The organism is Flavobacterium maritimum (assembly GCF_040049085.1).
In the GTDB taxonomy this organism is placed as follows: Bacteria; Bacteroidota; Bacteroidia; order Flavobacteriales; family Flavobacteriaceae; genus Flavobacterium; species Flavobacterium maritimum.
Genome location: NZ_JBDLZY010000006.1, coordinates 128559 through 153679 on the forward strand (window position 1 = coordinate 128559; position 25121 = coordinate 153679).

The following is a 25121-nucleotide window of genomic DNA, read 5'->3' on the forward strand; positions in this document are numbered from 1 at the left end:
CATGGAAAAAACAATTAGTATATCGGAAAACCCTTTTTCTAAGTCGAATAATAAAGGGGTGGATATAAAAGAAAAAGCAGTTGTGGGATTGACGCAGATTGCTGTTATTTTGATTATTGCCATTTTGTTTGTGATCTTAGGTATTATTATTTACCAGGGGCGTGAGAAATTTTCTTGGGAATTTATAAGTTCTTTCCCCACTGACGGGATGACCAAAGGAGGAATTTTTCCTGCTTTGATTGGTACTTTTATATTGGTTATTGTGATGTCGATAGCTGCGGTTCCTTTTGGAACTATAACAGCTATTTACTTAACGGAATATGCCAAGGAAAATTCAAAATTTGCAGCAGCGGTTCGATTTTCAATCAGAACATTGGCAGTAGTGCCTTCTATTATTTTTGGTCTTTTTGGTCTTGGGTTCTTTATTCAATTTGTCGGGACAGGAATGGATTCAGCTTTCAATGATGGTGAATTGCATTGGGGACAGCCTAATATTCTCTGGGCAAGTTTAACAATGGCATTATTGACACTTCCGGTGATTATTGTTTCTGTTGAAGAAGCATTAAAAACAATTCCACGTGAGTTGCGTGAAGCCAGCTTAGCATTGGGGGCAACCAAGTGGCAAACAATTAGGAAAGTTGTTTTCCCGGGTTCAGTTTCCGGAATTATGACAGGTACAATCCTTGCCGTAAGTAGAGGAGCCGGTGAGGTTGCTCCAATATTATTTACAGGAGCGGCTTATTATTTAGCTACTTTGCCTAAATCCTTAAGTGATCAATTTATGAATTTGGGATACCATGTTTATATTATGTCCACACAATCTTCGGATGTGGAAAAAACAATGCCAATTCAGTTTGCAACCACATTAGTATTGTTAATCCTTACATTGTCATTAAATTTAGTAGCAGTAGTCATCAGATCAAGAATTAGAAGAAAAGCAAAATAATATTATTTTAGACGTAACAATAATAAAATGAGAGATATAAAAATAGATGTTAAGGATTTGTCTTTGTATTATGGAGAGAAAAAGGCCTTAAAGGAAATATCAATGCAAATTCCGGCTAACAAAGTAACAGCTTTGATTGGTCCTTCCGGTTGTGGGAAATCTACTTTTTTGAGATGTATTAACAGAATGAATGATTTGATTCCAAGTGTGAAAATTACAGGTAATATGCTTGTGGAAGGAGTTGATATTTACAGCAAAGACGTAGATGTAGTGAATATCAGAAAAAAAATCGGAATGGTTTTTCAAAAATCAAATCCTTTTCCGAAATCTATCTATGAGAATATTGCTTACGGTCCGAGAATTAATGGGATTAATGACAAAACACAGTTAAACGAAATAGTTGAAACCTCTTTGAAACAAGCTGCTATTTGGGATGAATTGAAAGACAGATTGGATGATTCTGCGTTAGGCTTATCAGGTGGACAACAGCAACGTTTGTGTATTGCACGAACTTTGGCGGTAAGCCCGGACATTATTTTGATGGATGAACCTGCCAGTGCTTTGGACCCGATTTCTACTTCTAAAATCGAAGAATTAGTTCATGTTTTAAAAGAGCAATACACGATTATAATTGTGACGCATAATATGCAACAAGCCGCAAGAACAAGTGATCATACGGCGTTTTTTTATATGGGTGAATTGATTGAAATGGGAAAAACAAATAGTATTTTTACCAAGCCAGAGAAAAAGCAAACTGAGGATTATATCACAGGTAGATTTGGATAGTTGTTTAATTGTATTATTGTTTGATAGTTTAATCGCTTCAATTTGATTATACTTTTGAACTCTACAGGTTAAACGTTAAACTTTTAAACTAAAAATTATAGGATGACACACTTTGAAATAGAATTGGAAAAATTAAATAATGTAATTGTAAAAATAGGAAAACTTGCTGAGGTTCAGGTAAGTGAATCTGTAAATGCATTGCTTTCTGAACCTGTTGCTGAAGGAAAAGAAGTGAAGAAAACAGAACAAAAAATTGACAAATTAGACGTGAAAATCGATGAAATTTGTCAAAGTATTTTTGCTTTACAACAGCCTGTAGCATCTGATTTGCGTTTTATCATGTCGGCTATGCAAATTAGCAATGAGATTGAGCGCATAGGAGATTTGTCGATTAGTATCATCAAGAAAACCAAAAGTATTAAAGACAAGCATGATTTGATTGCTAAATTTAATATAGCGGAATTGGCAAGACAAGTTGAGTTGGTCAATGTGAAAACAAATGAGTGTTTTTTATCACGTGATGAAAGTACAATCGGTGAAATATTTGTTTTGAATAAAAACATCAAGAATAAGTGTGATGATGCTATCCACGATATTATAAACGAAATGAAAACAAACTCTAAAGTAGTTGTGTCAGGTACCAATTTGGTGATCGTTTTGAAACATTTGGAAAGAATTTCAGAGCACTGCACCAATATTGCTGAGTATGTTTATTTTATGGTAAATGCCAAAATCATTAAACACGAAAAGTTTGAAGATAAAAAGACAGGAGAATAAAGTCTTAAAAAAAATAGTTGAATCGGGACAGAATTAAATCTGTCCCGATTTTTTTTGCTATAGTTTTTTTGTAGGTACTATTAATGAGCTAATTTGAATTAAAAAAGTGATTGTGAATTCTTTTATTTTGATAAATTATATCTTTGTCAATTTTTTCTTTCTTAGTAGCGGAAAAAGAATTTGGATTGTAACTTTTATATAGCTGCTAGTAAGTTGGAATGATTCCATTTTTTTTCCTCAGAACAGAAATCAAATCATTAAATATTATGGTTGTTGAAATGGAATTATACATCTTGTCATTTGTATTTCGAGGCAGGTATTCATTCATATAAGTAAGTTCAAATTGAAAAGCATCCGAAAAAGAATACCCAAGTCCCAGAGTTAACCGATTGCGATCAAAAGCATCTTCTCCGGTTGTAGATCCGTTAGTCTTAAAAACAACTTCTTCAGACGAAATACTGTATAACGATCCCTTGCCAAATTTGACTATAGAAATTGGATATATTAATTTTACCATTTCCCTAAAACGAAATACAACTTCTAAACTGGCATTTGACTGTTCTAAAATTCGATCTTCAATTCGAATCCTATTGGTTAATACATAGTCTTTTTTGATAAAGTAATAAATGGCTTGAGCAGCAAATCGTATTTCAGATGATTTTTTTTGAGTAATCTCAGGCACATCCCGATTGTATAGATAAGCTACAAAGCCTGAGAGCTTCCACTTTTTGAGAGTGTAATAATGCATCCAGAGCCGACCTGATATTTGGGAGCTTTTATAAAAAGGATTGGTTTCATTAATTCCGCTTGTATAGGCATGGGCTAAATTAAATTCGATTGCTGTTTTGGTACCAATTACTCTGTTAAATTGGTATTCATTTGTAAATTGATTTTCTTTCTCTGTTTGCGCAGTAGATTGGAAGCCTAAAAAAAGCAGAAAAAAGAGATGGATTCTAGTGCCATAATTTATTTTAAAAAAAAGAAAACCCATTTTTTTGTAAGCCATAATGTAGTCTTGTTTTTTATAGAAATAAAATAGTCTTTGAGAGGACTTAATAAAGATTTTTAAATTCTGATTATCAGTGTCTACATTGCTTTTGTTAATCTAAAGCTTCCGTTTTTTGATGTCAGAACTAATCTTTTCTATACAAACAAATATACCAATCTTTTCAATGTTTTTTCTGAACAATAAGCAGTTTTTATTTTTCAAAAATCTGAAATAAATCTGCCCAATCAACGGTGTTTTCTACTAGTGGTAATCCTTTGTACTTTTTGATTTCTGAAATAGCTTCCATTTTAAAATCATCTTGTTGAGCATAAGGAACCAATCCTTCTTCTGCTAGTTTTTTGGCTAGATAATCTTGTTCATACTGCCCAGGAGTTGGTATAAAAAAGGCCTTTTTTTCCAGTTTTACCAAGTCCATTATTGTTGTGTAACCAGAACGGCACAATATTTTTTCGCTTTCGTTAAAAGTTTGTTCCAGTTGGCGTGTATTCATGAAGTTATAATAAGTAACGTGGTCTATTTGTTCTTTTACTTGTTTTTTTTCAACAATTCCCTTGATGAAAACTACTTTTCCTTCAAATTTTAAAACCTCTTTTTTTAATTTTTCTTCAAGTAATCCCCGTTGAGGTTCAGGACCAGAAAGTATAATCATTAAATCGTAGACTATTGAAGTTTCTTTTTTATGAATACGGCTTAATGGGCCGATATATCTGATCTTAAAATCTGCATTTTTTAGATGTCCCAATTTGCCGGTTAAATTAGACTTGCCCTCTAAATCCGGAACCCAGCATTCCTGATACTTTTTTATAATATTTTGGTGAAGGATACTCGTAATCCAAGTGGTATTCCCTGTTAGAACATTTAATTGATGTGTGACAAATACTGAAGGGACTTTTTTGCTGATCACCCCCAACCGATTGTCGGAAATGATTCCTTCGATTTTATATTTTTTGATCCATTTTTTTATTATTTTTTTTTCTTCCCAAATGGCTTCGATCATTTTTGGACAGTTTTTCAGCAATTTCCATTTGAAATTCTTGCCGTTTTTGGCATATTCAATTTGGTAGGAGGGTAATTCTAATGTTTTAATATAAGGAAATTCTTTTTTTAATAATTCTAAAGCAATTCCGTCGGATGCGATGATAGGAATGTAATTGTTTTCCTGTAATGCTTTAATGATTGGAATGCAACGGGTAGCATGCCCTAAACCCCAATTTAAGGGAGCAATCAAAATAGTTTTATTGTTAGAATTCAAATCCATGTGGCGATATATAGGTTCGTTATTTAAATTTGAAAATTACTCAATGAAGTGGGGTTTTGTATTTCTAAGATATTACCAAACTATTAATTTATTACGGTAAATGTAGTCTACTATTTAGTAAATAAAAAAGGCTGTTCATTTTTGAACAGCCTCTTTCGTATCATTAATGGATGTTATTAATCCTGAAGATAGGTTTTGTTTCCATTTTTATTAATGTAATACCTTCCTCCTTTAGGCCCGGTATATACTTTTTTACCGTTGTATTCTCCTGTTACTTTGTCGGCGACTTTTGGTGCTTTTTCATTAGTTTCTTTTATTTTCAAAGGCTTTTTACTTTCTTCTTTAATCTTGGCGTCAGCCTTGTTAACAGAAGATTTGGTTTTTCCTTTTACGGATTCTTCTTTTACTTTAGCGTCGATTTTATTAGTTGTTGTTTTTAGATTTTTTTCATTTTTTGAATCTGCTTTTGCTTTAGCGGATTCCTCTTTTATTTTAGCATCTGCTTTATTAGTTGTTGTTTTTAGATTTTTTTCATTTTTTGAATCTGCTTTGGCTTTAGTGGATTCCTCTTTTATTTTAGCATCTGCTTTATTAGTTGTTGTTTTTAGATTTTTTTCGTTTTTTGTTTCCACTTTTTCTTTAGAAGATTTTACTTCTTTAGTTACTTTTTCAGTTTCAGCCTTTGTTTTTTTCTTAGTGGTTGTTTCTTGCGCGTAAAAGCTATTTGAAAAAACAAAAAGAAAGCAAAATAATAGTAAATTTTTCATAACAGTCTGATTTTAAAATTGGAATAATAAAAATAGTAAATTAAGGATTACAAATTATTTTTTTAGAGTACTATTTTTAGGCTTTTAAAAATACGCCCTCAATTGCACACTTCCCGTATGGATGGTTTTACTGGATTCACTTTTTCGACCCTGATAATTGAAGTTTATATCCAGGAATTGAGTCAGGTTTTTTTGTAAAAGGAATCTCCAAGTGAAGTTTTGACCTGTTTGTAATCCTTCGAGCATTTGAAATCCTACAGAAGAAAATTCATTTCCTGTAAACTTATTTTGATAAAAGGAAATCTCTCCATTGAGAGTGATTTTTTTCTCTCCTGCATAAGAGAATGAAGTTCCTAATCGGTTTTGAAGTAATGTTTCAAAATTTCCAATTTGATTTTCTTTGTTTTGTAATTCATAAAAAACATCCCAACTGGTGTTTTTCGAAAATAAGTAACTGATTTTTGGAGCCAATTGGTAACCATTGATTTCATAATTTTTCTCGGGGAAATTTTCTGATTTAATCGTTGTTTGGATACTTTTGGCAAAAAATCCAAACAGCCAGCTCTTCTTGTATAAATGTGCATATTGCAATTGATGGGAGGCATTTTTGGCTTCTTGGGATCCTGTGGAAAGTAAGTTTTTGGAATTATTTTGAAGATAGTTATAGGTGACCGAATGATTCTGCTTCCCTCGGTTGTAAAACAAACTGTTTCTGATGCTGGAATTCAACCCTAATATGTTTTCCTGCGACGAAGTAAAAGGATTTAATTCGAAATTGTTGCCGTCACTTTCGGTTTTTCGATCAATAATAAAAGACGTCTGATTATAGAAATACGAAAGTGTTTTTTTAAAGCCGGTTTCGTTTTGCCATTGATTGGGGTTTAGCGCAAGTGACTGAGAAAATTTATTTTGATGTGTTTTGATGTAAATTCGGTTGGGTAAAAACACTCTTATATATTTGGCCTGATCAATAAAAGGAGCAACTTCAAATTCCTGTAATTCCTGAATACTATTACCGTTATAATCATTCCATGTGTAGACACCCTGTCCTGCGGGAACTTCAAGATAGGTGAATTCCTGTTGGGGTATGGTTCCTGAATTTGTTTCATAAACGGTTGCGCTTTGAATCAATTGATTAAAAAAACGGTCGTTGTATACAATTCTGGAATTCAATGAGGATTCTTTCTTAATAGCAACATCAACAAAATTCAAGGTTCTGTAATTAATAAAAACTGACAGATCGCTTTTCTTTGTTTGTAATACCTTTGATTTCAGAATATAAGTTTGAGATGAATTTACGCGCTCTATTAATCCGTTTTGTAAACTGTCATTGACTCTGTTTAAGTAACCTAATTCTACAAAAACTTTGGTACTGTCGCCCCGCCCTGTGAAAAATCCAACTTCGGAAAATCGTTGACTGATTGCCGAAAATTGATTGGTAGTTTTGTCTTTTTCTTGGTTGTCTTCTATCCTTAGACTGCTTCCAATCCAATTTTTACTAAAATGATAGCGTATTTGGGATTGATTTCTTAAGAATTTTGAAGTTGAAGTATTGCTCTCACTTTTTAAGAAACTTCCCTGACTTTGAATCGTCCAGTCTTTCAATTTAAATATCCCGTCGATGGTGTGTCTGTTTCCGGAAAAGCTCTCAGAGAAATCCAGTTTTTCAAATTGATAGGTCAGAAAGCCTTTATTTGGAGTATTCGTTTTTGGATTTAAATCAAAATTTAATCCCGAAACCAAAAAACTTTGATTCCCGGAGAAGGAACTGTTTAGATTCCAATCTCGGTTGAATTCTATGCTATAAAGTCGTTCAACAGAAGCAAAATTTTCCTGTACAAATTGATAATTAGCAAAAGCATCGATATTCCATTTTTTTGAATAAAGACGCTGTTTTGCATTTATTTTTCCCGCTAAACCTTTGTTGTTGCTGTCGTCTATCGAAGAAAATAAATTTTTGTCGTTGTTACTGACACCTAATTCAAAATCAACAGCTGTCTTTTCGGTAGGTTTGAATTTTCCTAAAAAAGTGGCGACCTGTATTTTTGTTGGGGCTACTAATTTTATTAGCGGTTCATAATCTCCTTGTGGAATGTCGTTTGTAGGTTCGATGTATTCGTAAATTCGTCCTATAGTCGCAGTATTTGCTAAAATGTAATTCCCTTTATTAGCGCCTACCTGACTAAATTGAACATTGAATAGTTGGTCTTCAGGATTATTCGAGTATTCGAAAACTTCAATATTGTTTACCGTTATTTTTTTATATAACACTTTATTGTCAGAGTACGAATCTTCATATGCAGATGGAGAAATCATTAAGTCAGGATTGTCTCCTGCATTTGTTAATATTTGTGCTTGATCTTCGGACAGGTTTTGTTGCAATGGTTGGTTTTTTATATCATTTTCGGAATATAAATAGCCACTAAAGCTCCATTTTTTGCTTTCATGCGTGGCTCCTGTATAGGTGACAAATCGGGTGTAATTTTGATCCGAATATTGGTATTCTATCGAGATTCGCATTTCAGAAGTTATGGTGAAAAGAGGAGTGAAAATAATTTCTCCGGCATTATAATCAATAATATAATCATGGTTCTCTCCTCGCTTCAATAAAATTCCGTTTACATAAACGCGTTCCGATCCGGAAATTACCAAAACATATAACTCACCGTTTTGTCCTTTTAATTTGTAGGGACCCTGATTGCCTTCCTGACCCGTAAAATCACTTTTAGCGTATTGTCCCTTTACCAAGGCGACTGATGCAAAAACATTGGTACTGTTGTTTTCTGTTCCAAAGTCAAAATTGGTTGATAGCCCTTGCACTTTCTTGTTGAAATTCAGGAATTGAGTTTTTTTATTTTCGAGGAAAACATCCCCAGCACGAATATTCCAGTCGTCGCTGAAGACTTCCATAAATATATTATCGAATTGATCTAGTTTTTGCGAATAGCCGCCATCCTGCAAAGGGATATTATTGTCCTGTATGGAGGCACGTAAACTCACTTTTTCCGAAATTTTTCCGGTGATTTGTAAATCTAGATTGGAGTTTAAAACGGTATTTTGATTATTCCCGACAGTAACACCACGGGTGATGCTTCCTGAAGTATTTAATCCGTCAAATGGTACGTTTTGTTTGGGTGTGTCTTCGTGAACCTGATACAAATTTTCAGTCGAAGCCTTATTACTCACGACACGGCTTGGATCGTAAATATGGTATTCTTTTGTCAAATAATCCGGGAGTTTTAAATAATAGACAGTTATAGAATCAGATTCTAGAATGGTGTTCTCTTTGAGTAGTAAGGTCCCTTTTTGGAAATTTATTTTGTAGAAGGAAGTATCAATAGGATTGTTATGGGCGTCCAGCAATTTGAAAAAATCAGAATTGATGCTATTGTTTTCGAGGTGAATGGTGTCTTTTGAATGTGGAATTTTTTTGGTTTGGTATAACGTATTGTTTTCCTGCGCCTGTAGCCCAGAAATGTACCCGATTACTATCCAAAAAAGTAATTTTTTCAACATAAATGTTATAACTCGAAAGTTCCAAAAGTAGTATTTATAATCGGAAAATCGGTTGAAGTGTGTTTTTGGTTTTGGAACTCGAAAGTTCTTTTTTGTTTTTGAAGCCATAAAAAAAAGGAAGCCAAAATTATTGACTCCCTTCCTTTCAAATTAACAATTATTATAACTTATTCTTTAGTCACTACTTGCATTGTTTCACGACTCACTTGCTTCAATAAAACTATTTTGTTTTGCTCAACAGTTTGTGCGGCATTTTCATTGAAATGTCTGATTGTATATAAAGTTACATTTTCATCAAATTCAACTTTGAATTTCTTAGAAAGAATAGCATTCAATTCATTGAAGTTGTCAAATTTATCTTCAACACAAACAGAAAAACTGATAGCTGAATTCTGGATCAAGTTAACTTTTATTTTAAATTGATGAAATAAAGCAAAGATTTCACTGATGTTCTCTTCCATGATAAAAGAAAAGTCAATTGAAGAAAGAGAGATCAATAATTGATTTCTTTTTACAATAAAACACGGTAAATAAGGCTCTAAATCAACTCCTTTTGAAACACTGGTTCCTTTTAACAACGGATTGATAAATGATTTTACGTACAAAGGGATTTCCTTTTTTTGTAACGGCTGTAAGGTTTTTGGGTGAATTACAGTCGCACCATAAAAAGCCAATTCGATAGCTTCGCGGTAGGAAATCTGATTTAATAAACTGGCATTTTCAAAATAACGTGGATCAGCATTCATTACTCCTGGGACATCTTTCCAGATCGTAACACTTTCTGCATTTAAGCAATAAGCAAAAATAGCGGCGGTATAATCAGAACCTTCACGTCCTAAGGTAGTGGTGAAATTATTTTCGTCAGAACCCAGGAACCCCTGAGTAATATTTAATATTTTACCCTTTACGTTTTTGGCGATATTTTTCTGGGTCAAATCCCAGTCTACTTCAGCATCTCTGTAATTGGCATTGGTTTTTATAAAATTACGTACATCCAGCCACTGGGTTTTTATTCCCATGAAATTCATAAAGTGGCTTAATATGGTTGTTGAAATTAATTCACCATAACTGACAATCTGATCGTATACAAAATTGTAATTTGGTGATTTGTTGTGCGCTAAGAAATATTCCAAATCAGAGAATAGAGTGTTTACAGCGGCAAAAACTTCATTTTTTTCATCCTCAAACAGATCCAATAAAATTTGATTGTGGTATTTTTTTACTTCTTGTACAGAAGAATTTAATTCGGCGGATTTCTCAAAATAGTTCTTTATAACTAATTCCAGTGCATTGGTGGTTTTTCCCATTGCAGAAACCACTAATAAGACATCCTCATAACCCACTTTTTGTAAAACGTCATATACGTTTTTAATCCCATCGGCATCTTTTACAGAAGCACCGCCAAATTTGAATACTCTCATATTTTTTTGAAAAATGTTTTTTTTAATCTATTTATTTTAATTTGTTATCAACGAAATAGTTGATCGCATCTTCACTCATTTGTGCCACGCGCCAATCATCTAGTACTACAGCGCCTGATTTTTCATAAAATTCGATTGCCGGTGTGTTCCAATCAAGAACATTCCATTCAATTCTTCTCACTTTATCTTTTTGGCCTTGTTTGATGATTTCAGAATATAAGGCATAACCCACTCCTGTTCCTCTCATTTTATCTTTTACCACTAAATCTTCTAGATGGATAGTCTTTCCTTTCCAGGTTGAAAATCTATAGTAGTACAAAGCAATACCAACAATTTCCTTTGACTGTATACTTTCGCTCGGGTCATTGTCAACTTCGGCTACAAAAACATGAAACAGAGGATTAGGGCCAAAACCATCTCGAACTAAGTCTTCAACAGTTATAAGGACAGCATCCGGTTCTTTTTCGAAATCTGCCAATTCTTTAATAAGACCTAAGACAGCTTCCATGTCTTCCGGATTTCCTCTTCTGATATTCATAATTTTATTTTTAATGATTTAGTGTTGCTAAAGTACTATTTACAGCATAAAAAAACCACTTTAAATAGCAAATATACAATACTGATAAACTAAATAAATAGTATTGAATTTGTTTTCACAAAAAAACCGATATTTGTGACTTCAAAACAACTACAACGATTTCGTAATGGAAGAACGCAACAAAACATTAGGTGAATTTATCATCGAAAATCAAAATGCCTTTCAATATTCGTCAGGCGAATTATCCCGGATTATCAACTCCATTCGATTGGCTGCGAAAGTGGTCAATTATAAAGTAAATAAAGCGGGTTTAGTAGACATAGTTGGTGCAGCCGGGGAACAAAATATTCAAGGTGAGGATCAGCAAAAATTAGATGTTTACGCAAATGAAATTTTTATTCAAACCCTAATTAATCGTGAAATAGTATGCGGAATTGCCTCCGAGGAAAATGACGATTTTATCACAGTGCAGGGTTCAGATAACAGCCATAATAACAAATATGTGGTTTTAATGGATCCGTTGGATGGTTCATCTAATATCGATGTCAATGTTTCTGTGGGAACGATTTTTTCTGTTTTCAGAAGAATAACACCAATAGGAACACCGGTGACTCTTGAGGATTTTTTACAGCCCGGAATCAATCAAGTGGCTGCCGGATATGTAATTTATGGTACTTCTACGATGTTGGTTTATACGACTGGTCACGGTGTAAACGGATTTACTCTAAATCCTGCCATCGGAACTTTTTATTTATCGCATCCAAAAATGAAATTTCCTCAAGACGGAGTTATTTATTCGATTAATGAAGGAAATTATGTCCATTTTCCGCAAGGTGTAAAAGATTATATCAAATATTGCCAGTTGGAGGAAGGGGACAGACCATATACATCACGTTACATCGGAAGTTTAGTGTCCGATTTTCATCGTAATATGATTAAAGGAGGGATTTACTTGTATCCAACAAGTTCAAAAGCGCCTAAAGGGAAATTGCGATTATTGTATGAGTGCAATCCTATGGCGTTTATTGCAGAACAAGCCGGAGGAAAAGCTTCTGATGGATTTAATAGAATAATGGAAATTCAACCAACAGAATTACATGAAAGAGTTCCGTTCTTTTGCGGAAGCTTTAACATGGTTGAAAAGGCTGAAGAATTTATGCATAAAGCTAAATTAAGTAAGTATTAAAATCAAAAAGGCTTCCACAATTGTGGAAGCCTTTTTTAGTTTTTTAGTTTTTTAGTTTTTTAGTTTTGAAAAAGTGAATGCTTTATTTGTACATGTTTTTCATTTCATAAATAAAAGTATCTAAATCTACTTTTTTATCGACCAAAGTCAGTGCTTTGTGAACAATATAACTTGCATTACTTGGAGTGAAACCCAATGCAACGGCAAATTTGGTTAACAGGTGTTCTTGCTTGTCTCCCAGTTGATGATCCCTGTGTACAATTCGCGACAAAGTGTACAAGGCTTCTAGCCTTTCAATGTATAGGTACGGTGGGTTGATAGGATATTTTGTAGGATCTTTTAAAATCTCCTCGTATTCCTCTTTCGAAATTTCAAGGTCAATGGCTAATTTGTCCAAGAACTTTCTTTCTTCCTCTGAAATGTGCCCATTGGCGTAAGCCACATTGACAACTGCGGAAAATTTCCCTCTGTTTCTTTGGTTGAATTCGCTGCTGAATAAGTCTGAAAATGGCATAATAGTTAGTTTTATATAACATAAAGATAATTATTTTTTGATAATTGGTCTCAATTTTCCTCCTAAATTTTGTTGAAAGGGAGTCATTTTTAACAAATGATTTGTTCTGTTCAAAATCATCATTTTCAAAATTAATCGTAAGTTTACGACCCCATAATCAATTTAATTAATTAGCGTTCTATGTCAGAATTTTGGATTTACTTTCAAATAGGATTAAAACATGTGTTAGATATTCATGCCTATGATCATGTGTTGTTTTTAATAGCATTAGCTGTTCCGTTTTCATTTAGTGATTGGAAAAGAATAGTGCTTTTGGTAACTCTTTTTACGGTTGGTCATACCATGGCGTTGTTGCTTTCAGTATACGGTATTGTGGCTATCAAAGTAAATGTTGTTGAGTTGTTGATTCCAATAACCATATTAATAACGGCCTTGTTTAATCTTTTTAATGCAGGGAAGTCAAGTAAAAAAGAAAGTATCAATTTAATCTTTTTTGTCACCTTGTTCTTTGGGATTATCCATGGATTAGGGTTTTCAAATTATTTTAAAACAATTCTTGGAGGCAGTGCTAATTCAAAGTTAATACCCTTGGCAGAATTTGCGTTAGGGATTGAAGCTGCTCAAATTGTGGTGGTGTTTGTGGTTTTGGTATTGTCGTATATTGTGCAAACCGTTTTTAGATTTTCTAAACGGGATTGGACTTTGGTTATGTCTTCCTTTATTATAGGGGTGGTTTTACCAATGATTATAGAAAGTGAAATTTGGAACAGATAAAAAAAATGAACGAAAATAAAATAAATAAATACGATAAAGCTTATCTTAGAATTGCGAAAGAATGGAGTCTTTTATCCTATTGTAAACGCAAACAGGTGGGTGCTATTATTGTTAGGGATCGCATGATAATTTCAGATGGTTATAACGGCACACCGTCCGGTTTTGAGAATTGCTGTGAGGATGAAGAGGGATTAACACGTTGGGACGTTTTGCATGCTGAGGCAAATGCTATTTTGAAAGTAGCTAAATCTACGCAGTCCTGCGAAGGGGCGACTTTGTATATTACCCTTTCGCCTTGTAAAGAATGCAGTAAATTAATTCATCAGTCAGGAATAAAAAGAGTGGTTTATCATAATGGGTACCGTGATGATTCGGGAATCCAGTTTTTAATTAAAGCGGGTGTGGAAGTAGCTCACATTCCAGTATTAGAAGAATAATGAAGTTTAATGCGAAATATTTGCCTATTGTTATCGGAGTCTCACTGGCTGTGGGGATGCTTCTTGGCGGACTATTGAATTTTCCCGATCAGGATCAATTTTTCGCAAAAAACAATTCCAAAACGAAACTCAATAAGCTCATTGATTTTATTGATAAGGAATATGTAGACGATGTAAATACGGATTCTATTGTAAACCTTACGGTAGATAATATTTTAGCAAAATTAGATCCGCATTCTGTTTATATTCCGCCTAGCGAGCAAGCAGAAGTTGTTGAGAATATGAAAGGAAATTTTGTGGGGATTGGTGTGAATTTCTACATGTACAAAGACTCGGTTGCAGTCATAAAGCCAGTTGATAACGGCCCTTCGGCAAAAGCGGGAATAAAAGCGGGTGACCGAATTTTGTATGCTGATAAAACTAAATTATTTGGACGCAAATTGCCTAATGACACTCTGTTCTCTAAATTAAAGGGGGCTGTTGGTTCTGAGATAGAAGTGACAGTTTATAGAAAATCGGAAGGTAAAAAATTGAAAATAAAAATAAAGAGAGATGTTATTCCTCTAAAAAGTGTGGATGCAACCTTGCTCTTGAATACAACAACTGGTTATATAAAAATAAATCGTTTTGCCGAAACTACTTATGAGGAATTCAAAAAAGGTCTTGATAAGTTAAAAAAGCAAGGGGCGAAATCACTTGTTATTGATGTTCGGGATAATGGTGGAGGTTATATGGAAGAGGCAATCGAGATTGCGGATGAATTGCTGAAAGACAAACAATTGATTGTTTTTACAAAAAACAAAAACGGAAATATAGACAAAACATTTGCTACCGAAAAAGGTAGTTTTGAAAATGGAAATGTATTTGTGTTAATTAATGAAAACAGTGCTTCTGCCAGTGAAATTCTTGCCGGAGCGATTCAGGATAATGATAGGGGAACAATTGTGGGACGTCGTTCTTTTGGTAAAGGGCTGGTGCAGCGTGAAATGGATTTTCAGGATGGTTCTGCAGTTCGATTGACGATTGCCAGATATTACACGCCAACGGGGCGTTCTATTCAAAAACCATATTCAAAAGGTAATGAAAGCTATTTTAAAGAATCAGATTCCCGTTTTGCAAATGGTGAATTGTATGAAAAGGACAGTATAAAAGTAACGGACACTTTAAAGTTTAAAACCAAGAAAGGAAAGATTGTTTACGGTGGCGGTGGAATTGTTCCGGATGTTTTTGTTCCGCTCGAAGTGGAACATGGTAACGAAAGCACTGCTTACATCTTGCAATCAGGGGTTGTAGGTCATTTTGTGTTCGAACAATTAGACAAAAACAGAGAGGCTTTTAAAGGATTGAGTTTTGGTCAATTTACTGCAAAAATGAATGCGACTGATCAGTATTTCAATGCGTTTCAAAAATACATTTTTGAGAACGGATTAGATTTGAAATTCAAGACAAGCAAGTCGTTGGTAAAGTGTTATCTAGCTGCGGAATTTGCCCGACAATTGTATGGTGAAAACTACTATTATGAAATTATAGTAAAAGACGATGCGATGATAAAAACTGTGTTGGGAAAAGTATCCAATTCTAAATAGTACCAGTGGTTTTAGAATTTGAAGAATCTTATCGGATACTATCGTGAGCATGAGTTTGTACCCCGCCATTCCATAATGTAAGAATATCGGTTGCAACGGCAGCGCCACTTCCTGCGGCGATAGCCAGTTGGCTTCTCCATCCCGCCAGTGTTCCTATTACATAAATGCTTTCAGTGACTTTATGGTCGTTATTTCGCAATTGAATACGTTGTTTTTCGGGTAAAGATTTTTGATGAGGTTCTACAAATTGCATCAAACCTTCGATAGCAAAAGTATTTGCGGAGCCAATTCCTACCACAATATTTTTAGTGGTGTAAGAGTTTTTAGTGGTGGTTACCGTGAATTCCGGGTATTCGCCTTCGATTCGTAATACTTTTTCGTTTGGAATTTGTGTGATGTGAGGGTATGTGTCAGATAAATGCGAGATGCTTTCTGCTAATAAATCAGAGCCTAATGTGCCTGGAGCAATTCCATAGGCATTGTTAAATAACGCTTCCTGAAGTGAGGAAGTTTTTTGATGGGTGAAAATGCCCACTTTTTTATCTTTTGCAAAGGATTTGTTTTTTGCCGAACCCAATACGAGTGCGCAAGACATTCCTGAAACGCCTCCTCCAATTATCAGAACATCAAACATTATTATAGTTCGTCGTTCATTTTTTCTTCTATCTTTTTAGAAAGTCTAAAAATCAAAAGAATTAAAACGGCACAGAAAGAAGCTGCGATTCCAATAAAAGCAACTGCGCTGTCTCCTTGAAATGGATTTTTGAAGTCAAGCAGGGTAATGTTGAATACAATTAACGCCAATGCTAGAACAACCAAAACGCTAGTAAAGATTTTCATAATATGATTATTTTTTGTTTTTTATTATAAAAAGAATAGTTCAGGAAATCAGTCAACATATAAGGTGTTTTCGAAAATCGGAACTACTTTATAAAGAACATCGGGGGTAAATTTATGAAAATTTATTTTAGACGAACAAACCTTTAACATTAGCTGCGAATAATTTAACAGCAATAGCAAGGAGTACAACGCCAAATGCCTTACGGATAACGCCAAGACCGTTCTCTCCCAGCATCTTTTCCAGCTTAGAAGATGACTTTAAAACGATATAGACCAAAATGATATTCAGGATAATCGCAATAACGATATTTATAGTATGAAATTGGGAACGCAAAGAAAGTAAAGTAGTCATTGTCCCGGCTCCTGCAATAAGTGGGAAGGCAAGTGGGACAATAGAAGCCGAATTGGCTTCTTCGTCACGGTAAAGACGGATTCCTAAAATCATTTCCAATGCCAGAAAGAACAATACAAAGGAACCAGCCACGGCAAAAGAATGAACATCAATACCAATTAAGCTTAAGAATTGTTCACCGATAAACAGGAAAACAATCATAATGATACCAGCTACGACAGAAGCTTTTTCGGATTCGATGTGGCCATGTTTTGCTCTTAAATCAACAATGATGGGAATAGTTCCGACAATATCAATTACAGCAAAAAGAACCATTCCAACGGTGATTATTTCTCTAAAGTCTATTTCTAACATACCTTTTTTTATTGCAAAGGTAAACTTTTTGTTACATTTTTATGTAGAATAGGTGTAAGATGTGATATATTGAGATTGTTTCTGTGATTTTCGAATTTGAATTTATTTGGTATGGTTTTTTTGTATGTTATTTATTACTAGTTTTTTATATTTTTTTTAAAGTGTTTTTTGAGCTTTTTAAGTAGGGGGTAATATCCTTTTGTTATGTGAAGTAGTATCAAACACTTTGATTATCTTTGCACTTTATAATCACAGTACTTTATATAATGTTTCAATTAGGAAAAACCATAGTTTCAGAGGATATACTCGAAAAAGAATTTGTTTGTAATTTATCCGCTTGTAAAGGCGCTTGTTGTATTGATGGTGATGCAGGGGCTCCTTTAAATGAAGAGGAAACTAAAATTTTAGAGGCGATTTATCCTAAAGTGAAGCCTTTTCTGCGTAAAGAAGGTATTGCTGCTATCGAAGCACAAGGAACCTGGGTAAAAGGTACAGATGGAGATCTCGAAACGCCACTGATAGATAATAAAGATTGTGCTTACGTAATTTTTGACGGTAAAACCGCACTTTGTGGGATTGAACAAGCATACAATCAAGGAATCGTTGACTGGAAAAAACCTGTTTCCTGTCATTTGTACCCAATTAGAGTAAAAGACTTTACCGAATTTGTTGCTGTTAATTATGATAAATGGGACATTTGCGATGATGCTTGTTCTTTAGGTAAAGAACTCGAAGTGCCTGTGTATAAATTTGTCAAGGAAGCTTTGATTAGAAAGTTTGGTGAAGACTGGTATGCAGAGCTCGAAAAAGTGGCTCAGGAAATGAAGCAACGCTAACTCAAAGAACGGTAAATAATTCGCATATTTTCGGAGCTATTATCGGTTGATTTAAATCAAAAAAAATGGGAAAGAGGAACAAAAAAATATTTCAATTAAAATGAAATTTTACTTGTTTCTTATTTCTGAAATCCTATATTTTACGGTGCTTTGAACGTTTTTTTAATTTTTTAAAATATTGATTTTCAGTTTTTTAAAAAAATGTATGAAAAATATTTAAAACAGGGGCTTTGTTAAAAACTAGAGCGGATTGTGAATAAGTTTGACTTTTATTAACCGCAATATTTCGCAATCTTTGTAACTCTGAAAAAGCATAAAAATTCAAAAAAAATAAAAAGCATAATGACGCAAGTTGAACCAATTTTACAAGAAAACAAAAACCGTTTCGTTATTTTTCCTATAAAACATCATGATATCTGGGAATGGTATAAAAAAATGGAAGCCAGTTTCTGGACTGCTGAGGAAATTGATTTGTCTCAGGATTTAAATGATTGGAACAATAAATTGAATGATGACGAGAAATATTTCATCAAACATATTCTTGCTTTTTTTGCAGCTTCAGATGGAATTGTAAATGAAAATCTTGCTGAAAATTTTGTAAATGAAGTGCAGTATGCTGAAGCTAAATTCTTTTATGGTTTTCAAATCATGATGGAAAATATTCACAGTGAAACGTATTCGCTTTTGATCGATACTTACGTAAAAGATGAAGCTGAAAAAGATGAATTGTTTAATGCTTTAGACGTTTTTCCGGCTATTAGAAAAAAAGCGGATTGGGCATTGAAGTGGATTGAATCAGATTCTTTTGCAGAAAGATTGATTGCTTTTGCAGCGGTAGAAGGTATTTTCTTTTCAGGTGCTTTCTGTTCTATTTATTGGTTGAAAAAACGTGGATTGATGCCAGGTTTGACATTTTCTAATGAATTGATTTCACGTGACGAAGGTGTTCATTGTGATTTTGCAGTGCATTTGCATAACCACCACTTGGTGAATAAAGTGCCAAAAGAAAGAATTAGAGAAATTATTGTTGACGCTTTAAATATAGAAAGAGAATTTATTACAGAATCACTTCCTGTGAGTTTGATTGGGATGAATGCAGTATTAATGACTCAATATTTAGAATTTGTTGCTGACAGATTGTTAGTAGAATTAGGTTGTGACAGAGAATACAATACCACAAATCCATTTGACTTTATGGATATGATTTCACTTCAGGGAAAAACAAATTTCTTTGAAAAAAAAGTTGCAGAATATCAAAAATCCGGAGTGATGAATACGGATGGTGACGCTCAGAAAATATCTTTCGACGCCGATTTTTGATTTTAAATAAGGTTATAAACCTTTCTGGGGTTAAACTCAGATAAAGAAAATTTTCATTAAAGCCCAAATTAATATATAGGTTAATACCACTCTGGTAGTTATCAGAAGCAGCCTTATTTTTTTGTGTGTGAATCTGAATTGAGGAATCATACACGAAAAGGTAGAAGCGAACAGCGGTATTAGTCACAAAGAAACATTCACTGTTATGAATTCCTACGTTCGTAACTAATAACTTATAATTCGAAATTGTATGTATGTAGTAAAAAGAGATGGTCATAAAGAACCAGTAATGTTTGACAAGATTACCGACAGAATTAAAAAATTATGTTACGGCTTGAACGAATTGGTGGATCCCGTTAAAGTAGCGATGCGTGTTATTGAAGGTTTGTATGATGGCGTTTCGACATCTGAACTGGATAATCTTGCTGCCGAAACTGCTGCCTCAATGACTATTGCTCATCCAGATTATGCGCAATTGGCCGCCCGTATTGCGATTTCTAATTTGCATAAAAACACCAATAAATCATTCTCGGAAACGATGAATGAAATGTTTCATTATATTAATCCAAGAAACGGTCAGGAAGCACCTTTGCTTTCTGAAGAAGTGCATAAAGTGATTATGGATAATGCGGAATACTTGAATTCGCATATTATTTATAATCGTGATTTTAATTATGATTATTTTGGTTTCAAAACATTGGAACGTTCTTATTTGCTAAAAATAAACGGAAAGATTGTTGAGAGACCACAACATATGTTGATGCGTGTTTCTGTTGGAATTCACTTAGATGATTTGGCATCTGTGATTGAAACGTATGACTTAATGTCAAAAAAGTTCTTTACACATGCTACTCCAACTTTATTTAATGCAGGGACACCAAAAGCACAAATGTCTTCTTGTTTCCTTTTGGCGATGCAGGATGACAGTATTGATGGTATTTATGATACCTTGAAACAAACAGCAAAAATCTCGCAATCAGCGGGAGGAATTGGTCTTTCTATTCACAATGTAAGAGCTACCGGTTCTTATATTCGTGGGACAAATGGAACTTCTAATGGAATTGTTCCAATGTTGCGTGTGTTCAATGATACGGCACGTTATGTAGATCAAGGTGGAGGAAAACGTAAAGGTAGTTTTGCGATTTATATCGAAACTTGGCATGCTGATATTTTTGAGTTTTTGGACTTAAAAAAGAATACCGGAAAAGAAGAAATGCGTGCGAGAGACTTATTCTTTGCTATGTGGACTTCTGATTTATTCATGAAGCGTGTTCAGGAAGACAGTTATTGGACTTTGATGTGTCCTAACGAATGTCCTGGATTATACGATGTGTACGGTGAAGAATTTGAGGCCTTGTATACTAGTTATGAGAAACAAGGAAAAGGTAGAAAAACAATCAAAGCACATGAATTGTGGGAGAAAATTCTGGAATCGCAAATAGAAACCGGAACACCATACATGTTGTATAAAGATGCAGCCAACAGAAAATCTAATCAGAAAAATTTAGGTACTCTTCGTTCATCGAATTTATGTACTGAGATTATGGAGTTTACCTCCAAAGATGAAATTGCGGTTTGTAACCTAGCTTCACTTTCATTACCAATGTTTGTTGAAAATAAAAAATTCAATCACGAATTGTTGTTTACTGTTACCAAACGTGTAACCAGAAACCTGAATAAAGTGATTGACAGGAATTATTATCCGGTAAAAGAAGCCGAAAATTCTAATATGCGTCATAGGCCAGTTGGTCTTGGGGTACAAGGATTAGCCGATGCTTTTATTATGTTGCGCATGCCTTTTACAAGTGACGAGGCTAAAAAATTAAATCAAGAGATTTTCGAAACCTTATATTTTGCAGCCGTTACCGCTTCTATGGAAATGGCTAAAGAAGAAGGTCCGTATTCTACTTTCAAAGGTTCACCAATATCTCAAGGAGAATTCCAATACAATTTATGGGGACTGAAAGATGAGGAATTGTCAGGACGTTGGGACTGGGCTTCATTGAGAAAAGAAGTAATGGAGCACGGAGTAAGAAACTCATTATTGGTGGCGCCTATGCCAACAGCTTCTACTTCTCAAATTTTGGGTAACAACGAAGCTTTTGAACCTTACACGTCAAATATCTATACAAGAAGAGTGCTTTCTGGTGAATTTATTGTGGTGAACAAGCATTTATTACACGATTTAGTGGAACGTGGTTTATGGAACGAAACCTTGAAACAAGAATTAATGAGAAACAACGGTTCTGTTCAAGATTTAAACATTCCACAAGATTTAAAAGAACTGTATAAAACCGTTTGGGAAATGTCGATGAAAGACATTATCGATATGTCCCGTCAACGTGGTTATTTTGTTGATCAATCACAATCATTGAACTTGTTTATGCAAAATGCCAATTATTCAAAACTGACATCAATGCATTTTTATGCATGGCAATCAGGCTTGAAAACAGGAATGTATTATTTGAGAACAAAAGCTGCGGTTGATGCAATTAAGTTTACATTAAACAACGATAAAAAAGTGGAGCCAGTTGAAATTAAAGAGGCGCCAGTTGCTGTAGCGGTAGAAGCAATCGTAGAACCAGCGGTAGAAATGACTGCTGAGGAATATAGAGCGATGATCGAATTAGCTAAAAACGCAGGACCGGATGAATGTGAAATGTGTGGTTCTTAAAAAGTTTTAGAGTAATAATTTATAATAGAAACAGCCGTCATTTTTGATGGCTGTTTTTTTTTATAGATTCAATTTAAAAGTGTACCTTAATCGCTACAAAAAATATAAATTTAAAAACAATTATTAGTAGCGTATGGAAGCACGAGAATTTAGAATTACAGATGAAGTATTGGCGACACAAGGACAAAGATTTTTAAATTATGTAATTGATTTAATAGTTCAATATCTAATAATTTTTGTTCTGGGATTTATTTTCACTATACTTTCTTTGCTGACAGGCTATACAGGGATAATGGACTGGATAGGTTCAATGGGAGATTTGGAAGGTTATGTGGTTTTCTTTTTCGTAGTGATTTTATATTATACTTTGTTCGAAAGCTTGTGCTCAAGGACTATTGGAAAATACATAACAAAAACTATTGTGGTTAATGAGGATGGCTCAAAACCAGACAGCCAGATTATCTTAAAACGTACCTTATGCCGTCTAATTCCTTTTGACGGTCTTTCTTTTTTAGGGTCAGGTAGGGGTTGGCATGATAGTATTTCAGATACTTATGTAGTTGATAAAGGATTATTGGATGAAAAGATGCAACTGCTTTCTGCCTTTGAAGAAATTGGTAAGGATTCTGAAATTTAAATAAAAGCAATTTACGTATTGATTTTTGTAATGTTTCTTAGTTTTTATAAAAACAAAACCTAGTATATCAAAGATTTACTAGGTTTTTCCAAAAAAAAATAAACAAACTAAAACTAAATAAGGGTAATGTTTTCCACAGCGACTCTCATCTCTTGTGCAGCTGCTACCATTTCAATTAGCGCTTTTTTAGTTTCATCCCAATGGCGTGTTTTTAAACCACAATCTGGATTGACCCAAAGCTGGTCAGCAGGAATTACCGCCGAAGCTTTTTCTAATAATTGTACCATTTCCTTGCTGCTGGGTACACGAGGCGAATGAATATCATATACTCCGGGTCCTATTTCATTTGGATAATTAAAGTTGGCAAACGCATCCAATAATTCCATTTGCGAACGGGAACATTCTATTGTAATGACATCAGCATCCATATCTGCGATATTCTGAATGATATCATTGAATTCGCTATAACACATGTGTGTATGAATTTGGGTATCATCTTTTACACCGCTTGCCGAAATTCTAAAAGCTTTTACGGCCCAATCCAGATAATTTGCCCACTCTTCTTTCCGTAAAGGCAGTCCTTCTCTAATGGCCGGTTCATCAATTTGAATAATCTTGATTCCTGCATTTTCTAAGTCAATTACTTCATCTCTGATGGCTAATGCAATTTGGGTACAGGTTTCAGAACGTGCTTGGTCATTACGTACAAATGACCACTGTAAGATTGTTACAGGTCCGGTTAGCATTCCTTTTACCCATTTTGAAGTCAAGGATTGTGCGTAAGAAGACCATTTTACAGTCATTGGTTTTGGTCTTGAAACATCACCGTAAATAACGGGAGGTTTTACGCAACGACTACCATAACTTTGTACCCAACCGTTTTTGGTGAAGGCAAATCCGTCTAATTGCTCTCCGAAATATTCCACCATGTCATTGCGTTCAAATTCTCCGTGAACTAATACATCCAGGCCGGTTTCTTCCTGAAAACGGATAGTTTCTTCGGTTTCTTTTTGAAGCAAATCATTATATGCCGCGGCTGTCAGTTCTCCTTTTTTAAATTTGGCTCTCCAACTGCGGACTTCGTTTGTTTGCGGGAAAGAACCAATAGTTGTGGTTGGAAATAATGGAAGGTTCAATACATCGATTTGTTTTTTTCTACGAACAGCAAATGAATTTTTTCTTTGATCATCTGCAGCAGTAATCTTGGCGACACGACTTTTTACCTTTTCATTATGTATCAAAGGAGATGTTTTTCTGTTTTCGTTGGCAACAGCATTTTCTTGGAAACGGATGGAGTTATTAACGTCGGTTTCGTTCGCGGCAAAATAGTGGAGTAACTGTACTTCTTCTAGTTTTTGTTTGGCAAAAGCCATCCATTGTTTGATTTCTGGAGTTAGAGTAGTAGTATTTGTTTCTAATTCTAAATCACAAGGGCTGTGAATCAAAGAACAGGAAGGAGCAACAAGGACTCTATTTTGACCAAGTGCATCGGTTGCTTTTTTGATAATGGCTAATGAGTTTTTGAAATCATTTTTCCAAATATTTCTGCCATCCACAACCCCAAGGGAGAGATAAACACTTTCTGATAATTGACCAGATTCTAAAATGTCATCTAATTGCGAGGGACAACGCACCAGATCTAAATGCAAAGTATGAACGGGTAGTGCCAATACTGTTGCAAGATTTTCTCCAAAACAATCAAAGTAATTGGCAAGGATTATTTTGATGTTAGGAAAGCGTTTGTTGATTTCGTTGTACACATAAGTGATGGCGTTTCGTTCTTTAGTGCTTAGGTTTAATGCTAAAAATGGTTCGTCAAACTGAACCCATTCTACATTTTGAGCTTCCAGTTTTTCTAAAATTTCAAAATAAACAGGAAGTAGTTTTTCGATAAGGTCTATACGGTGAAAGCCTTCTTCTTTTTCTTTACCGAGAAGTAAATAGGAAACGGGACCAATAAGTACGGGTTTTGTTTTGATTCCTAAGTCGTTGGCTTCTATGAACTCATCAATTATCTTTTCAGAAAACAATATAAAAGCTTGTTTTTTGGTAAACTCAGGTACTATATAATGATAGTTGGTGTCAAACCATTTTGTCATTTCCATGGCAACGACATCTTGTCCGTCTTTTTGGGCTCCTCTGGCCATTGCAAAATACAAATCGGTTGTATTATTCGTTTTTCCCAATTCGTGATAGCGTTCCGGAATGGCACCTAATGTAAGCGATAAGTCCAAAACCTGATCATAAAACGAAAAGTCATTGGAAGGGATTAAATCAATTCCGGACTCGGCCTGTAGTTGCCAGTTTTGTTTACGGATGGATTTTCCAGTTTCTAAAAGTTCATCGACCGAAATCTTTCCGGCCCAGTAAGACTCGCAAGCCTTTTTGAGTTCTCTGTTGCTACCAATGCGCGGGTAGCCAAGATTGTTTGTTAGCATTTTTTTGCTTTTTAAATGATGAATAGATCAGTTAAAAGCTCTTGATGCATTTCAAATGCCAGCAAAAATAAAAGAGTAGAAAGGGGGATACGTTGCAAAAGAGAAATGCACAACAAAATATAAAGTAAATATTTGTCGTGTTTAGAACGCACCAT

At 34.4% G+C, this 25121-nt stretch carries 22 protein-coding genes; 11 read left to right on the forward strand and 11 right to left on the reverse strand.

Going from position 1 to position 25121, the window contains the following annotated elements; genetic code table 11:
- Position 1: 1 nt before the first annotated feature.
- From pstA to phoU, 3 genes are all read left to right on the forward strand, one after another.
- On the forward strand, positions 2 to 946 hold the full coding sequence (gene pstA / locus ABEB23_RS13875) for a phosphate ABC transporter permease PstA (protein WP_348813208.1): 945 nt from the start codon (positions 2 to 4) through the stop codon (positions 944 to 946).
- 27 nt (positions 947 to 973) lie between these two features.
- Positions 974 to 1732 carry a phosphate ABC transporter ATP-binding protein PstB gene (gene pstB / locus ABEB23_RS13880; protein WP_348813209.1) on the forward strand — a complete coding sequence of 253 codons (759 nt, stop codon included), beginning with the start codon at positions 974 to 976 and terminating at the stop codon, positions 1730 to 1732.
- A gap of 102 nt (positions 1733 to 1834) precedes the next feature.
- Complete coding sequence (phoU, locus tag ABEB23_RS13885; protein ID WP_348813210.1) at positions 1835 to 2509, forward strand: phosphate signaling complex protein PhoU; 675 nt, start codon at positions 1835 to 1837, stop codon at positions 2507 to 2509.
- A 205-nt stretch (positions 2510 to 2714) separates the two neighbouring features.
- Here phoU and ABEB23_RS13890 read toward each other — a convergent pair whose 3' ends face one another.
- The 6 genes from ABEB23_RS13890 to ABEB23_RS13915 all read right to left on the reverse strand — a co-directional run bounded on the left by ABEB23_RS13890 (position 2715) and on the right by ABEB23_RS13915 (position 11018).
- Entirely contained in the window at positions 2715 to 3515 is an 801-nt protein-coding gene (locus tag ABEB23_RS13890) for a DUF2490 domain-containing protein (protein WP_348813211.1), read from the reverse strand.
- Positions 3516 to 3708: 193 nt separating this feature from the next.
- Positions 3709 to 4776: a glycosyltransferase gene (locus ABEB23_RS13895; RefSeq protein WP_348813212.1), complete on the reverse strand. Its 1068-nt coding sequence runs from the start codon at positions 4774 to 4776 to the stop codon at positions 3709 to 3711.
- 176 nt (positions 4777 to 4952) lie between these two features.
- On the reverse strand, positions 4953 to 5543 hold the full coding sequence (locus ABEB23_RS13900) for a hypothetical protein (RefSeq protein ID WP_348813213.1): 591 nt from the start codon (positions 5541 to 5543) through the stop codon (positions 4953 to 4955).
- A gap of 84 nt (positions 5544 to 5627) precedes the next feature.
- Positions 5628 to 9059 carry a DUF8818 domain-containing protein gene (locus tag ABEB23_RS13905; RefSeq protein WP_348813214.1) on the reverse strand — a complete coding sequence of 1144 codons (3432 nt, stop codon included), beginning with the start codon at positions 9057 to 9059 and terminating at the stop codon, positions 5628 to 5630.
- A gap of 167 nt (positions 9060 to 9226) precedes the next feature.
- Positions 9227 to 10480, reverse strand: a complete 1254-nt coding sequence (locus tag ABEB23_RS13910) for an aspartate kinase (protein WP_348813215.1) — start codon at positions 10478 to 10480, stop codon at positions 9227 to 9229.
- 31 nt (positions 10481 to 10511) lie between these two features.
- Positions 10512 to 11018, reverse strand: coding sequence for a GNAT family N-acetyltransferase (locus ABEB23_RS13915; RefSeq protein ID WP_348813216.1), 507 nt, complete (start codon positions 11016 to 11018; stop codon positions 10512 to 10514).
- Positions 11019 to 11184: 166 nt separating this feature from the next.
- On the opposite strand from ABEB23_RS13915, the gene fbp reads away from it, so the two are divergent.
- Positions 11185 to 12204, forward strand: coding sequence for a class 1 fructose-bisphosphatase (gene fbp, locus ABEB23_RS13920; RefSeq protein WP_348813217.1), 1020 nt, complete (start codon positions 11185 to 11187; stop codon positions 12202 to 12204).
- An 82-nt stretch (positions 12205 to 12286) separates the two neighbouring features.
- On the opposite strand, the gene ABEB23_RS13925 is transcribed toward fbp, so the two are convergent.
- A complete protein-coding gene (locus ABEB23_RS13925; RefSeq protein WP_348813218.1) occupies positions 12287 to 12718 on the reverse strand; it encodes a tellurite resistance TerB family protein in 432 nt (143 codons plus the stop codon).
- 180 nt (positions 12719 to 12898) lie between these two features.
- Between ABEB23_RS13925 and ABEB23_RS13930 the strand changes: the two genes are divergently transcribed.
- Genes ABEB23_RS13930 through ABEB23_RS13940 form a run of 3 tightly spaced genes read left to right on the forward strand, consistent with a single transcriptional unit; the run spans position 12899 to position 15515 of the window.
- The gene (locus ABEB23_RS13930; protein ID WP_348813219.1) at positions 12899 to 13492 is read left to right on the forward strand and encodes a HupE/UreJ family protein; all 594 of its coding nucleotides are present in this window, start codon (positions 12899 to 12901) and stop codon (positions 13490 to 13492) included.
- A 5-nt stretch (positions 13493 to 13497) separates the two neighbouring features.
- Positions 13498 to 13929 (forward strand): deoxycytidylate deaminase, encoded by a 432-nt coding sequence (locus tag ABEB23_RS13935; RefSeq protein ID WP_348813220.1) that lies wholly within the window; start codon positions 13498 to 13500, stop codon positions 13927 to 13929.
- The gene (locus ABEB23_RS13940; protein WP_348813221.1) at positions 13929 to 15515 is read left to right on the forward strand and encodes a S41 family peptidase; all 1587 of its coding nucleotides are present in this window, start codon (positions 13929 to 13931) and stop codon (positions 15513 to 15515) included. The genes ABEB23_RS13935 and ABEB23_RS13940 overlap by 1 nt, the downstream gene beginning before the upstream one ends.
- Before the next feature lie 28 nt (positions 15516 to 15543).
- On the opposite strand, the gene ABEB23_RS13945 is transcribed toward ABEB23_RS13940, so the two are convergent.
- The 3 genes from ABEB23_RS13945 to ABEB23_RS13955 all read right to left on the reverse strand — a co-directional run bounded on the left by ABEB23_RS13945 (position 15544) and on the right by ABEB23_RS13955 (position 17061).
- Entirely contained in the window at positions 15544 to 16149 is a 606-nt protein-coding gene (locus tag ABEB23_RS13945; protein ID WP_348813222.1) for an FAD-dependent oxidoreductase, read from the reverse strand.
- Between the two features lie 2 nt (positions 16150 to 16151).
- Positions 16152 to 16355 (reverse strand): hypothetical protein, encoded by a 204-nt coding sequence (locus ABEB23_RS13950; RefSeq protein WP_348813223.1) that lies wholly within the window; start codon positions 16353 to 16355, stop codon positions 16152 to 16154.
- Between the two features lie 127 nt (positions 16356 to 16482).
- Positions 16483 to 17061 (reverse strand): MarC family protein, encoded by a 579-nt coding sequence (locus ABEB23_RS13955; RefSeq protein WP_348813224.1) that lies wholly within the window; start codon positions 17059 to 17061, stop codon positions 16483 to 16485.
- 266 nt (positions 17062 to 17327) lie between these two features.
- On the opposite strand from ABEB23_RS13955, the gene ABEB23_RS13960 reads away from it, so the two are divergent.
- From ABEB23_RS13960 to ABEB23_RS13975, 4 genes are all read left to right on the forward strand, one after another.
- Positions 17328 to 17897: a DUF3109 family protein gene (locus ABEB23_RS13960; protein ID WP_348813225.1), complete on the forward strand. Its 570-nt coding sequence runs from the start codon at positions 17328 to 17330 to the stop codon at positions 17895 to 17897.
- Positions 17898 to 18239: 342 nt separating this feature from the next.
- A complete protein-coding gene (locus tag ABEB23_RS13965; protein ID WP_348813226.1) occupies positions 18240 to 19217 on the forward strand; it encodes a ribonucleotide-diphosphate reductase subunit beta in 978 nt (325 codons plus the stop codon).
- A gap of 250 nt (positions 19218 to 19467) precedes the next feature.
- Positions 19468 to 21891 (forward strand): ribonucleoside-diphosphate reductase subunit alpha, encoded by a 2424-nt coding sequence (locus tag ABEB23_RS13970; RefSeq protein ID WP_348813227.1) that lies wholly within the window; start codon positions 19468 to 19470, stop codon positions 21889 to 21891.
- A 133-nt stretch (positions 21892 to 22024) separates the two neighbouring features.
- A complete protein-coding gene (locus ABEB23_RS13975; RefSeq protein WP_348813228.1) occupies positions 22025 to 22528 on the forward strand; it encodes an RDD family protein in 504 nt (167 codons plus the stop codon).
- A 113-nt stretch (positions 22529 to 22641) separates the two neighbouring features.
- Here ABEB23_RS13975 and metE read toward each other — a convergent pair whose 3' ends face one another.
- Positions 22642 to 24966: a 5-methyltetrahydropteroyltriglutamate--homocysteine S-methyltransferase gene (gene metE / locus ABEB23_RS13980; protein ID WP_348813229.1), complete on the reverse strand. Its 2325-nt coding sequence runs from the start codon at positions 24964 to 24966 to the stop codon at positions 22642 to 22644.
- Positions 24967 to 25121: the final 155 nt, after the last annotated feature.

Bases quoted from the DNA above. Each gene is read 5' to 3' on its own strand.
- ABEB23_RS13950 (WP_348813223.1), bottom strand. From the start codon at position 16,355: ATGAAAATCTTTACTAGCGTTTTGGTTGTTCTAGCATTGGCGTTAATT.
- ABEB23_RS13970 (WP_348813227.1), top strand. From the start codon at position 19,468: ATGTATGTAGTAAAAAGAGATGGTCATAAAGAACCAGTAATGTTTGAC.
- ABEB23_RS13925 (WP_348813218.1), bottom strand. From the start codon at position 12,718: ATGCCATTTTCAGACTTATTCAGCAGCGAATTCAACCAAAGAAACAGA.
- ABEB23_RS13975 (WP_348813228.1), top strand. From the start codon at position 22,025: ATGGAAGCACGAGAATTTAGAATTACAGATGAAGTATTGGCGACACAA.
- fbp (WP_348813217.1), top strand. From the start codon at position 11,185: ATGGAAGAACGCAACAAAACATTAGGTGAATTTATCATCGAAAATCAA.
- ABEB23_RS13960 (WP_348813225.1), top strand. From the start codon at position 17,328: ATGTTTCAATTAGGAAAAACCATAGTTTCAGAGGATATACTCGAAAAA.
- ABEB23_RS13935 (WP_348813220.1), top strand. From the start codon at position 13,498: ATGAACGAAAATAAAATAAATAAATACGATAAAGCTTATCTTAGAATT.
- ABEB23_RS13930 (WP_348813219.1), top strand. From the start codon at position 12,899: ATGTCAGAATTTTGGATTTACTTTCAAATAGGATTAAAACATGTGTTA.
- ABEB23_RS13900 (WP_348813213.1), bottom strand. From the start codon at position 5,543: ATGAAAAATTTACTATTATTTTGCTTTCTTTTTGTTTTTTCAAATAGC.
- pstB (WP_348813209.1), top strand. From the start codon at position 974: ATGAGAGATATAAAAATAGATGTTAAGGATTTGTCTTTGTATTATGGA.
- ABEB23_RS13915 (WP_348813216.1), bottom strand. From the start codon at position 11,018: ATGAATATCAGAAGAGGAAATCCGGAAGACATGGAAGCTGTCTTAGGT.
- ABEB23_RS13955 (WP_348813224.1), bottom strand. From the start codon at position 17,061: ATGTTAGAAATAGACTTTAGAGAAATAATCACCGTTGGAATGGTTCTT.
- ABEB23_RS13940 (WP_348813221.1), top strand. From the start codon at position 13,929: ATGAAGTTTAATGCGAAATATTTGCCTATTGTTATCGGAGTCTCACTG.
- ABEB23_RS13890 (WP_348813211.1), bottom strand. From the start codon at position 3,515: ATGGCTTACAAAAAAATGGGTTTTCTTTTTTTTAAAATAAATTATGGC.
- metE (WP_348813229.1), bottom strand. From the start codon at position 24,966: ATGCTAACAAACAATCTTGGCTACCCGCGCATTGGTAGCAACAGAGAA.
- ABEB23_RS13965 (WP_348813226.1), top strand. From the start codon at position 18,240: ATGACGCAAGTTGAACCAATTTTACAAGAAAACAAAAACCGTTTCGTT.
- pstA (WP_348813208.1), top strand. From the start codon at position 2: ATGGAAAAAACAATTAGTATATCGGAAAACCCTTTTTCTAAGTCGAAT.
- ABEB23_RS13910 (WP_348813215.1), bottom strand. From the start codon at position 10,480: ATGAGAGTATTCAAATTTGGCGGTGCTTCTGTAAAAGATGCCGATGGG.
- ABEB23_RS13945 (WP_348813222.1), bottom strand. From the start codon at position 16,149: ATGTTTGATGTTCTGATAATTGGAGGAGGCGTTTCAGGAATGTCTTGC.
- ABEB23_RS13895 (WP_348813212.1), bottom strand. From the start codon at position 4,776: ATGGATTTGAATTCTAACAATAAAACTATTTTGATTGCTCCCTTAAAT.
- ABEB23_RS13905 (WP_348813214.1), bottom strand. From the start codon at position 9,059: ATGTTGAAAAAATTACTTTTTTGGATAGTAATCGGGTACATTTCTGGG.
- phoU (WP_348813210.1), top strand. From the start codon at position 1,835: ATGACACACTTTGAAATAGAATTGGAAAAATTAAATAATGTAATTGTA.